The 11,621-nt window shown below is 35.1% G+C and carries 13 protein-coding genes; 11 read left to right on the top strand and 2 right to left on the bottom strand.

The genetic code is table 11. From position 1 onward, the window contains the following. Positions 1–467: 467 nt before the first annotated feature. Together GSA01S_RS06945 and GSA01S_RS10745 are read left to right on the top strand one after the other, a co-directional pair. The gene (locus tag GSA01S_RS06945) at positions 468–1,676 is read left to right on the top strand and encodes a hypothetical protein (RefSeq protein WP_066126109.1); all 1,209 of its coding nucleotides are present in this window, start codon (positions 468–470) and stop codon (positions 1,674–1,676) included. Between the two features lie 4 nt (positions 1,677–1,680). After that, a complete protein-coding gene (locus GSA01S_RS10745) occupies positions 1,681–1,857 on the top strand; it encodes a hypothetical protein (protein ID WP_157064789.1) in 177 nt (58 codons plus the stop codon). A 122-nt stretch (positions 1,858–1,979) separates the two neighbouring features. Here the strand turns inward: GSA01S_RS10745 and GSA01S_RS06950 are convergent, their stop codons facing one another. Next, the gene (locus GSA01S_RS06950; RefSeq protein ID WP_066126110.1) at positions 1,980–2,786 is read right to left on the bottom strand and encodes a helix-turn-helix domain-containing protein; all 807 of its coding nucleotides are present in this window, start codon (positions 2,784–2,786) and stop codon (positions 1,980–1,982) included. 170 nt (positions 2,787–2,956) lie between these two features. Here GSA01S_RS06950 and GSA01S_RS06955 point away from each other — a divergent pair, with 170 nt between their 5' ends. After that, the gene (locus GSA01S_RS06955; RefSeq protein ID WP_066126113.1) at positions 2,957–4,135 is read left to right on the top strand and encodes an iron-containing alcohol dehydrogenase; all 1,179 of its coding nucleotides are present in this window, start codon (positions 2,957–2,959) and stop codon (positions 4,133–4,135) included. Positions 4,136–4,414: 279 nt separating this feature from the next. On the opposite strand, the gene GSA01S_RS06960 is transcribed toward GSA01S_RS06955, so the two are convergent. Next, positions 4,415–5,116, bottom strand: a complete 702-nt coding sequence (locus GSA01S_RS06960) for a glucosamine-6-phosphate deaminase (RefSeq protein WP_066126115.1) — start codon at positions 5,114–5,116, stop codon at positions 4,415–4,417. Positions 5,117–5,408: 292 nt separating this feature from the next. On the opposite strand from GSA01S_RS06960, the gene GSA01S_RS06965 reads away from it, so the two are divergent. From GSA01S_RS06965 to groL, 8 genes are all read left to right on the top strand, one after another. After that, positions 5,409–6,086 (top strand): hypothetical protein, encoded by a 678-nt coding sequence (locus tag GSA01S_RS06965; RefSeq protein WP_169792685.1) that lies wholly within the window; start codon positions 5,409–5,411, stop codon positions 6,084–6,086. A 9-nt stretch (positions 6,087–6,095) separates the two neighbouring features. Continuing rightward, positions 6,096–6,464, top strand: coding sequence for an arsenate reductase family protein (locus GSA01S_RS06970; protein ID WP_066126118.1), 369 nt, complete (start codon positions 6,096–6,098; stop codon positions 6,462–6,464). Then, positions 6,457–7,599, top strand: coding sequence for a hypothetical protein (locus GSA01S_RS06975; protein WP_066126120.1), 1,143 nt, complete (start codon positions 6,457–6,459; stop codon positions 7,597–7,599). Before GSA01S_RS06970 ends, GSA01S_RS06975 begins: the two co-directional genes overlap by 8 nt. Positions 7,600–7,711: 112 nt before the next feature. Next, a complete protein-coding gene (locus GSA01S_RS06980) occupies positions 7,712–8,086 on the top strand; it encodes an ArsR/SmtB family transcription factor (protein WP_078756633.1) in 375 nt (124 codons plus the stop codon). Positions 8,087–8,157: 71 nt separating this feature from the next. Next, positions 8,158–8,319, top strand: coding sequence for a hypothetical protein (locus tag GSA01S_RS10750; protein WP_157064790.1), 162 nt, complete (start codon positions 8,158–8,160; stop codon positions 8,317–8,319). Between the two features lie 790 nt (positions 8,320–9,109). Further along, positions 9,110–9,403 (top strand): DUF5960 family protein, encoded by a 294-nt coding sequence (locus GSA01S_RS06985; protein ID WP_066126122.1) that lies wholly within the window; start codon positions 9,110–9,112, stop codon positions 9,401–9,403. Positions 9,404–9,520: 117 nt separating this feature from the next. After that, positions 9,521–9,787, top strand: a complete 267-nt coding sequence (locus GSA01S_RS06990) for a co-chaperone GroES (protein WP_066126124.1) — start codon at positions 9,521–9,523, stop codon at positions 9,785–9,787. A 13-nt stretch (positions 9,788–9,800) separates the two neighbouring features. After that, positions 9,801–11,417, top strand: a complete 1,617-nt coding sequence (groL, locus tag GSA01S_RS06995) for a chaperonin GroEL (RefSeq protein WP_066126126.1) — start codon at positions 9,801–9,803, stop codon at positions 11,415–11,417. The last annotated feature ends 204 nt before the right edge of the window (positions 11,418–11,621 follow it).

The following is an 11,621-nucleotide window of genomic DNA, read 5'->3' on the forward strand; positions in this document are numbered from 1 at the left end:
CTACTTCTGGTCCACTCCCATTGGTATATTTTATTGGAAAGACAGGTTAATGCGTTGGGTAGCGTTTGAGAAGCAGTGATATAATTAATGTGGTAGGCTTGAAATAGAGTTCAATCGTTACTAAAAGACTCACAAAATGCTGGTTTTTGCACCTAATAATAGCTTCTGTACACATCTACAATCTAAGCTGACATTGAATCTACTCCGCAAAGACGGAACATAAGGTATCAAGACTAGACTCAAAATTATGATTGTCCTCTCTTAAGTAGATGGACTTTTTAACGTTTATATTTGATACGGAACCATTCTTATCGGCTGTTATCAGTCTCTGTTTATTGGTCAGTTGCATTAGTTGAAGAAGATAGTACTAGGAAAAAAGTATGACGAATTATTGCGATTATTTCTTTATTGTTTAAAATATGTCAAATATGTTATAATAAATGTAGTAACTTTAGGAGGATAAAATTATGAAAAAATTAGTCATTGGATTAATTTGCCTTTTCCAAGTAATGTGTCTTCCGAACATATCAGTAAAAGCAAATGAAATAACCACGATAAACTATGAAACTAGTACCGAAACAACTAATAGAGAAACGACGGTTACAACTGAAGAGTCGACCACCGTCAGTACGACGGTTGAGGCACCGGAAGAGCTAGGTGGAGCACAAGTCGCTGATTACCTAGTAGCGGATCAGTTTTATCAAATCATTATTAAAAATACTGCCGACGAAGTAGTTTACCAAAAAGATGATGCGATTTTTCTTCAAAGTGATTTAGAAAAATTACAAGCAATATTGAAATCTTCAAGTCATCTCTACATAGATCTTGGTGATGGTCAATATGCTTTACCCGTTGCGTCACTTAGATTAGTGAATCAAACCTTGACTTTTATTTATGATGATGTCATAGGTTATTCAGCTGTCTTTCACGAAGGGGTTGTTACCAATTCGGGAATGATTATTAGTGATGCAAGTGACCCAGTAATAGAGACCGTTACAATTGAACAACCCGATATTAGAGGGTGGGTTGTTAATCAACCCAGTGATATGACGGCTGAAATCCTAACAATTTCGTTGAACAATCAAGAATATTGGGCAACCATGCCTTATAAAGTAGGGGTTAGCGGAGCTGTTTTAGATGAGAGTAATACAATTTATTTAGGTGCTTTTACATTAACGGACTCACCTTATAATTTACATTTAAATATCGTTCCCAAAACAGAAGCACCAAAAGAGAAAGAAAACAATCGACGGTTAACAAATAAGCTTAAAACTGCTTTGGATAGAGAAAAGACTGTTGAAGAAAATACCATAACCGATAATGCACCAATGGCAACAACTACTACTGTAGAGGTTGAGAATATGCAAAGCGATACTGTCACTGAGATGAGTCAAGAGGCACCAACACCTAGCGTTGATGAACAAACGAAGATTCCTGAGATGGAAACATCCAATGAAACTACTGAGGTGACTCAATCGCAAATCAGTACTGAAAATACAGTTATAACTAGACAAACAACTGTTGAGGACTTACAAGCTATTGTTCCTAATCCAGATAATAATCGTCGTAAATTACCTTTGACGGGTGAAAAATCACGACCTATTATGATGATAGTGGTACCGCTACTGGTACTGGGATTGTTATTAGTAGTCATTAATAAAAAAGAAAGAATATAATACAATGCCATCAGATGTATGCGATTATCAAGGTGATGGCAAGCAATTAAAACATATGGGAATTGTCTTTGCACAAGGATTAAGCGGCGTTAAAGCAAGAATCAAATTATTAGTTATTTTAAATAGCCGACGCGAAGCATCATTGGCGGTGTTATTTTCAAGGCAGGCCTATCAGTATTAATTGTTAGAAAATAATAGTATAATCAAATTAAAGACTCTTTGAATGAATCGATTAAACAACTGAGCTTATGAAGCGAAAACAGTTATTAAGTTTAATGAGATATCATTCAAAGAGTTTTTTAATTATGGATGACGATGTTTTTTTCTAAATTGTGATGGCGTAATATGATTAATCATTCTAAATGCTTTAGTAAAATGTGACGGTGAATTAAAGCCAACTTTAGCTGAAATATCCGCTATTTGCTCGTCGGTATGAATTAAAAGTTTTTCGGCTTCTTCGATACGCACATGAATCAAATAATCAATTGGCGAAAGTCCGGTATTTTGTTTAAAGATACGGATTAAGTAGAATTTGTTAATATCTGACACTTCTGCCAATTGTTCTAGCGTCACTTTTTCCGAATAATGATCACGGATATAATTTTGGACTTCTTGTACGTCTTTTGATTTTGCTAATTTACCATTATCTTTAATTGAAATATCCGAATGGCGCAACACATAAATCATGATACATTCTACTAGACGTTTGATAATTTGGTCAGTGCCTCGACTTTTTGATTCATTTTCCAGTAATAATAAATCGAAATAATGACGTAAAGTACGTCCGCGGTTATGCACTAAAAAGTGACCATCTACAGAATCAAGATTGACAGAAGAGGTAAAGACAAAACCGGTTAATAAAATTGTGATGATTTCTGAATTTTTATCTGCTTCAAACGATATTTTTTGTTGCGGATTTAAAATTAAGATATCATTTTCTTGACAACGATAATCTTTGTCATCAATTCCAAAATGAGTTTGGCCTTTTTTGACATAAATCAACATCAAATTATCTTCTGTATGTAATACTTTACTATCCTTAGTTTGTAACAAATAATGTTCAATTCGACTGATTTTAATTGAAGAAGAATTTATATTGGAAATATACATACATTCAGCCCCCATTTCTATTCTTATATTTCTATTATACAAAATAAAATAGAAAAATAAACATAAGTTGACCTCGTAATATATAGAAAAATACAAAAATAAAATAGATTTCTTTTTGTATCAAGATGAACTTTGTTATAATAAAAGCATCAAATATAAGGGGTGTCATTATGCAGAATTTCGTCTATGATATACCAACTAAGGTTTATTTTGGAAAAAATCAAATTGAACGTTTACCGGAGTTAATTCATCGTTTTGGCAAGCGTGTGTTATTAACATACGGTGGGGGCAGTATTAAACGCAATGGTCTATATGATCGTGTAAAAGAATTACTAGCCGATTGTGAGATTTATGAATTAGGCGGGATTGATCCCAATCCGCGAATAGAATCAGTGCGCGAAGGGGCAAAATTATGTAAAGAGCATCATATTGATGTGATTTTAGCAGTAGGTGGAGGTTCAACGATTGATTGTTCCAAAGTCATTGCTGCTGCCTCAAAATATGATGGCGATGCGTGGGATTTAGTTGCAGATTCAAGTAAAATTAAAGATGCTTTACCTTTAATCGATATTTTGACTTTATCTGCTACTGGAACAGAGATGAATACAGGTGGGGTTATTACCAACTTTGAAACAAAAGAGAAAAAAGGTACAGGCGCTTATGTTTTATATCCATATGCCTCAATCTGTGATCCGATGTATACTTTCACTGTGCCTAAAAATCAGACAGCTGCCGGGACAGCAGATATTATGAGTCATACATTTGAAATTTACTTCAATCGAGAAGAAGGTGTGTTTGTTCAAGATCGCTTAGCTGAAGGGATATTAAAAGCGTGTATCCATTATCTACCCATTGCATTAGAGCAACCGGATAATTATGAAGCGCGTGCTAATTTAATGTGGTCTTCTACGATGGCCCTTAATGGTATTACTTCAATCGGCCGACCAGGACCATGGACATGTCATCCGATAGAACATATGTTATCAGCCTATTATGATATCACTCATGCTGTCGGATTAGCCATTTTAACACCACGCTGGATGTCGTATATTTTAAATGAAGAAACAGTAGAGCGTTTTGCAATGTATGCTCATAATGTTTGGGAAATTCCCTATCAAGCTGATCAATTTGCGATGGCTAAAGAAGCGATTGAAAAAACATATCAATTTTTTGTCGACGCTGGCCTACCGATGACTTTACCAGAAGTTGAAATCGATGAAGAGTACTTTGAAGAAATGGCTGAACGGGTTGAACCACGTTTAACGAATAGCTATGTCCCATTAACTAAAGAAGAGGTCGTAACCATCTTAAAAGATTGTATGACTTCGGGTGTTACCTACCAACATTAAATTGAATGAGAAAAGACTGACAAAAATCTGTTCATTATGGACAGATTTTTTCAGTCTTTTTATAAATTGATATTTAGAAAAAATAGGCAAAAAGCAGTTTCAACAGGACGAGTCTGGATTTATCGGTATCGAACATCGAACATCAAACTGTTCAGCCTATCATTGAACCTTGTTGATTTTGCGGTTGATTTTAAAATGGGTGAGTGATTTCGAATAAAGGTTGTCGAAATCAAACTAAAGCCCTATACCGAAGTATGAGGCGTTGATTTATAATAAAGATTAGATTAGTGATGCAGCGTCTTCATCTACGATGACTGTTACATCGGGATGGTTAATTAAAACTGTTGCAGGGCAATCGGTTGTTACTTCACCGGCCATTAATTGTTTAATGGCATTGGCTTTGTTTTTACCGAAAGCCATTAAGATAATTTTTTTGGATTTCATAATTGAAGCAATTCCCATACTGTAAGCTTGACGAGGAACATCTGCTTCAGATTCGAAATAACGTTTGTTTGCTTGGATGGTTGAGTCGGTTAAATCAACTAATGCAGTTTTTGCATCAAAGGAAGTACCAGGTTCATTGAAACCAATATGACCATTTTCACCAATACCCAAAATTTGTACATCGATTGGATTTTCATCAATAATCGCTTCATAACGAGCAGCTTCTGCCTCTGCGTCAGTATTTAAGCCATCTGGTACATAAGTCTCTTTAAATGGCTTGTGATTAAATAAGTGTTGTTGCATAAAATAACGATAGCTTTGAGGGTGCTCTCCGCTTAAACCATAATATTCATCTAAATTAATAGAAATTGAATCGGTGAAATCTAAATCTGATGCTACGATTAATTCATACAACTTTTCAGGTGTACTGCCTGTTGCTAAACCAAAAGTGTTAGCACCATTTTCCTTAGCTTCTTTGATAATTTCAAAAGCTTTTTGTGAACCTTCTGCCATTGTCTTAAAAGTCAAAAATTCCATAATTCTCCTCCTTGTGAAATGTTTTTCAACAATATTATTATAGCATTGACAACAGGGGGATTCAAACATAAAAATGACTTTTTAAGCGATAACAAGCAATAGGAGATACTTAGGGAACTGAATTTGAGATTGGGGTTCATAACAATACGATTCCAAAACGAAAATTTGATTAATATTTTACTACAAAATGGTAACAATTAGATTTTTCAATTTATATTATGATAATATAATAATGAAGAGGATTAACTGATGAAAGGTGGCGACAATATTGTTAAAGACCAAGCAACATTACGTGAAGACAACATTTTCGATAGGATTAATAACATTATTTGCAAGCGTTCATTTAACTTCAAATACAATGGTCGCTGCACAAGAGAACAGTTACTCTACTAATCAAAATACTCAAAGTTATACGGAAACCAGTATCGTAGAAACCACAACGACCAAAGTATATGAAGAAATTATTGAAGAGAGTGGTGAAGTGACACCAGGGGCACCAGGTTCATTTGACGATGACACAACCACTCCAGAAACCACAGAGCCGTTAGAGACCGAACCATCAACTGAAATAACGGAACCTTCCGTCGAAGCAACGGATAGTACTAATCAATCAACGGCACCGGCGGAGTCCTCTACTACGACGAGTGTTAATCAAGGAACTGCGCCTAATCAAACTGAGACGACTTCTTTTATTACACGTATTATTACTAGAAATCAAACAACTGCCAATAATGCTCGTAATCAAGGAAAACTATCAAATAGTCAGCGACCATTATTTAAAGAAAGCCAAGCGCATTCGCTTACTAAATTATTCTTAAAAAAACATCTTCAATCAACTATTGAAACATATCCTGAGGTTACATTTTGGAGCTACGCTTTGTTAACCGTGACAACAGGCAAAACAGAATGGTTAAATCTGGATGTAATGCCTTTGGTTGTTACGATTGCTGAAATTTTGAGTAATTATTAAGGAGAAAAAATGTATTATTTAATAGGACTTAAAACGTGCAGTACTTGCCGTCAAATCGAAAAATTGTTAAGACAAGCGGATATTACGTATCAATATCAAGATGTCAGAACGGATCGACCAACTGCGGATCAAATTCGTGGTTGGTTGTCTTCTATTAATAAGGAAAATATCGATAAATTAGTCAATACCCACGGGCAAGTTTATCGAGAACGCCAATTAAAGAATGATTGGAAAAATTTTACAGTCGAAGAAAAAATCCAAACACTAGCATCTGATGGAATGTTAATTAAACGCCCGATTTTAATTACAGATAATAATCGTCTGTTTGTAGGAAATGAAGTCAAAAAATATTTGGAGGAAGGGGCAAATCATGCATAAAAAATTAACAATATTTAGTTTGTTTTTATTGCTGACAAATTTTTCTTTGCCAATAATGCAAGCAGAAGAAAGTAGCCAACCAGAAACAACACTCCAACCAGAAACAACCGTATCACCCGCTGAAACATCAACTACACCAGCAACTGAAGAGTCAGATGCTACCGGAAATAACACTTCTATTGTGGAAAAAAATGGTGAGAGTCAATATGACTTTAAAGAACCAAAAGCGCTACTTGAGGCGCTGAAAAAATCTCCGGAGAATAAGTCTTCCATGCTTAATTTAATGGAAAGTGAAAACGGTGTGGACTTTACGCTTGATAGTTTATCGGCTTTGAAGGATAATCAACTTTACTATATTTTAAACCAAAAAGGTAATGATGGCGGCACTAATGTTCTGATTCAAACTGACGAACAAAATAATGTTAAAACATCTTTTTATTTAGCAGAAGATTTAGCAAAATTAGCCGCGGAACGCTTAAATAATGACTATGAACATTATAAAGATAGTTCAGTCGAAGCTTATTATGTCTACGCACAAGAACATATCGATGATATTTTAGGTACTTATATTGAGCATCCAGCGGCTAATGAAAGTAATCATGCACTTTTACAACACTTGAATTCAGTTGATCATTGGATGTTAGAATTAATCACTCAATATGTTGAAAAGAACACGAATCGTGCAGAAGTTCATCAAACAGAGCAAGAAGGAACAGTGTATGTCTTTAATATCGATCAAAAAGAGTCACAGCAACTGGTTGAATTGGCGCAAACACTAGCAGATGGTACAGACGAAACGAATCGTTTAACAGAAGAATTGCAAAAAGGTTATCTTGGCACAATCAGTTTCTCAATGAAACTAGGTGAAATAGCCATGAGTTTGGCAACCGATGATGCACATCATGTTATTGAATATCGTATTGGTTTAGAAAAAGCAACGATTAAACAACCTGATGCTGAAAAGATAATTTCAAGTCAGGAATTTATCAAGAAAACAGGTATTGACATTTTTGCTGATGGGCTAGTTTCAGTTGCAACCGCGGAAACAACAAGTTCCAACGATGAAGAAAATACGCAATCTGAGGCAACCGCAGAAACAGACACTGCAGAAGAAACCACCACCGGTGAGGAATAGTTAAAACGATTAAAATAAAGAGGAATTGATAACTCTATTAAAGCCTTTATAATGTATCAAATAGCAATTTTATCTATTTGATGATATAATTTTGGAAAAGAGGAGGCATAATATGAAAGAGTACATCTGTATGGCTGATGTAGAAATTGAACGTGAGAAAAAGAAATTATCGAACTTTGTTGACGAAGCAACCCTAGAACATAAAGCAACTATTTTTAAAATATTAGGGGATTTAAACCGAGTTAAGATTGTCGAAATTTTATCTCACTACCCTCAATTATGTGTAAATGAAATAGCTCAATTTATCGATGCTTCTGTAGCGACCACATCACATCATTTAATTACCTTAAAAAATAACGGCATTATTAAATCGGTAAAAGAAGGCAAACATGTTATCTATATGTTAGATACGGATTATGTAACCAGTCTATTTGAAACAGTCGATTTATTACGTGTGCAATGTCCTAAAATGAAAGCTGCTAAATAATTTATATTTAATTGTAGGCGATTTTACGGTATAATAAAATCATAAAAAATATTTATGATGGAGGGTGTAAAATGAAAGAGCCGGATAAAGAAAAAGTAGTAAATTGGGATAATCTATCTGAAAACCTAGACGATTTAAATATTGATGGCGTTTTAAATGGTGAAGATAGTAACCAACATATTGTAGCGACAGAAGAAGAATTTCAAGAGCTTTTAAAAGGATTATTCGAATAATTTTTTTGCCGAAGCAGAGTAGCAGCGCTTAACGCAATACTCTTTGCTTTGGTTTTTATGTTTAATTATCAAGACGGCTGTTAAAGCAGTGAAATCATTAGTTCATCTGAGTGATGTAGTCTCTAGTTGAGAAAAAAGATTGTAAAAGTTATATATAGAACAAGTAAATTGATTGAATCTTGAATTAAGAGCAGTATAATGAATGTAAAGATATCAATTGAAATATTAATAATTAAAACGACTAAGAATACCTATGAATGAGAGGTGCAGTAAAGTATTCATATTTACCTTAAAAGCTGTTATGGCTTTATAGAATGTGAAGGATGTTCCCCAAGTGAATACTAATCGTAGTCGTTTTTTTATAGCCTCAATTCAATCAATAAAGGATTTATCATTATTTGGCAAACCATCCATTATCGCGGTGATGTCCATTCAATAACTAAGTCCTAAGTAAGACTATAAACTACTTAATAACATGGAAGGAGGATAGCGCCTTGAAACCGTCTGAAAACTGAAAGGAGGTTATCCAACTATCTCTGTCTTGGCCGTACAGTAGAACGGCTTTTTTGTTTGAAATAAGAAGCTTAAATGAGTAAACATTATGAAATGACTGGTTGAAGAAAAAAGCTGATTAAAATTATCCCATTTCAGTTTTAGAAAAAATATTAAATCATCCAGAATTTAAGTTAAAATATATTAATAGTTCATCTGATGGAGTATTAGCAACTAGAGTTACTTGAAAACTCTATGAGGATATGATAGTTTATAAGCTAACAGAGGTGATCGAGTGATGGATAATCAGTTGCTTAATCCTAATCATAATTTTTATCCAGAAGATGATTCTTTTTTACGCTTTGAAAAAGCATATTATCAAATTGCTAAGGCGGTCTATCCTGCGTGGAGTATAGAGGCGAAAATGATTCAACAACTTAAAAAAAGTTCTCAAAAGGTAATCCAGATCGCACCGCCCGAGACGATTGATAACCAGACTTATAATTTTCATTTTAAGCAAATTTACGATAATGCAGGGAATGCCTGGTTTCAATTCGTGAACGTCCAACAACAGTTACCCAAGTCAAATTAATTTGAATAATCTAGTCAAACTACTTGCTTTTTGACCAAAAATGACCTATTATTATAACTGTATTAGCACTTAAGGTGATAGAGTGCTAAAAATATCAAATAGTGGAGGAATACAATCATGTTAAAACCCTTAGGAAAACGTGTATTAATCAGACTAGAATCAAATGAAAAAGTTTCAACAGGTGGGTTAGTATTAGCAAGTGCTGCAAAAGAAAAACCAACTCAAGGTGAAGTAATTGCTTTAGGTCAATTAGTAACCGAAGAAGATATCGTGAAAACAGGCGATGTTGTTTTATTCAATGAGTTTTCAGGAACAACCATTACTCATGAAGGTACTGACTACTTAGTCATTGATTTAGAAGAAGTATTAGCAATTTTAGGATAGGAGATAGTAGATAATGGCAAAAGAATTAAAATTTTCAGAAGATGCTCGCGCTTCATTATTACGCGGAGTCGATATTTTAGCAAATACCGTTAAAACCACTTTAGGACCAAAGGGCCGTAATGTGGTGTTAGATAAAACATATGGTTCTCCATTAATTACCAATGATGGTGTGACGATTGCTCGTGAAATTGAATTAGAAGATCGTTTCGAAAACATGGGAGCACAATTAGTATTAGAAGTTGCTTCAAAAACCAATGACGTAGCTGGTGACGGAACGACTACCGCAACAGTTTTAACCCAAGCAATTGCACGTGAAGGAATGAAAAACGTTACTGCTGGTGCCAATCCAGTAGGAATTCGTCGTGGAATTGATATGGCAACGAAAGTAGCCGTAGAAGCGTTAAAAGGTTTATCACAACCTGTATCATCTAAAGATGCGATTGCTCAAGTTGCAGCTGTTTCTTCAGGAGATGAAGAGATTGGTGCATTAATTGCTGATGCAATGGAAAGAGTCGGCAATGACGGTGTTATTACGATTGAAGAATCTAAATCCATTGACACTGAATTATCAGTAGTAGAAGGGATGCAATTTGATCGTGGTTACTTATCACAATACATGGTATCTGACAACGAGAAGATGATTGCGAACTTAGAAAACCCGGCAGTATTTATTACAGACCGTAAAATTACCAATATTCAAGATGTTTTACCATTATTAGAGGAAATTATGCAATCTGGTAGACCTTTGTTAATCATCGCCGAAGATGTTGATGGTGAAGCATTGCCTACTTTAGTATTAAATAAATTACGTGGTACCTTAAATGTGGTAGCAGTTAAAGCCCCAGGATTTGGTGATCGCCGTAAAGCAATGTTAGAAGATATTGCTGTATTAACTGGAGCAACTGTTATTTCAGAAGAATTAGGTTACGAATTAAAAGATGCGACAACAGCGCACTTAGGACATGCAGGTAAAGTGACGGTAACGAAAGATTCAACAACAATTGTTGAAGGTGCAGGAGATAAAGCGGCTATTGAAAATCGTATCCAAATTATCCGTGCTCAAGCAGAAGAAACAACTTCAAGTTTCGACCGTGAAAAACTACAAGAACGATTAGCAAAATTATCTGGTGGCGTAGCGGTGATTAAAGTAGGAGCAGCGACTGAAACAGAGCAAAAAGAACGTAAATTACGTATTGAAGATGCCTTAAATGCGACACGTGCTGCGGTTGAAGAAGGTATTGTTTCTGGTGGTGGTACAGCCTTATTAAATGTTCAAGAACAAGTATTAGCCATTGAAGCAACTGGCGATGAAGCAACAGGTGTCAACATTGTGGCGCGTGCTTTAGAAGAACCCGTTCGTCAAATTGCTGCCAATGCAGGAAAAGAAGGTTCAGTGGTTGTGAATGAAATTAATCGTGCAGATAAAGGCATTGGTTATAACGCAGCTACCGATAAATTTGAAAATATGATTGAAGCAGGAATTGTTGACCCAACAAAAGTGACTCGTTCTGCTTTACAAAATGCAACATCAGTAGCAGCTTTATTATTAACCACTGAAGCGGTTGTCGCAGAGATACCAAAAGATGAGCCAGAAATGCCAATGGGCGGCGGTATGCCAGGAATGATGTAAGAAATGATTTATGCTAAAGCAGCTATTAATTCAGTTACTTCTTAGCCTAGATAAGCCTAAGCATTCAAAGTCACTTTAGGCTGGGCATAAACTTGATAAATTTAGTTAAGATTATTGTTCGTTAATTAAACGCGCAGTGGTTGAGTGGTCCCAAATGGCGTCTTAACGACTTGTTTGAGACCTACTCAACTTTGCGGGGGTAAG

This window comes from Globicatella sanguinis NBRC 15551, from assembly GCF_001552295.1.
GTDB classification, from domain to species: domain Bacteria; phylum Bacillota; class Bacilli; order Lactobacillales; family Aerococcaceae; genus Globicatella; species Globicatella sanguinis.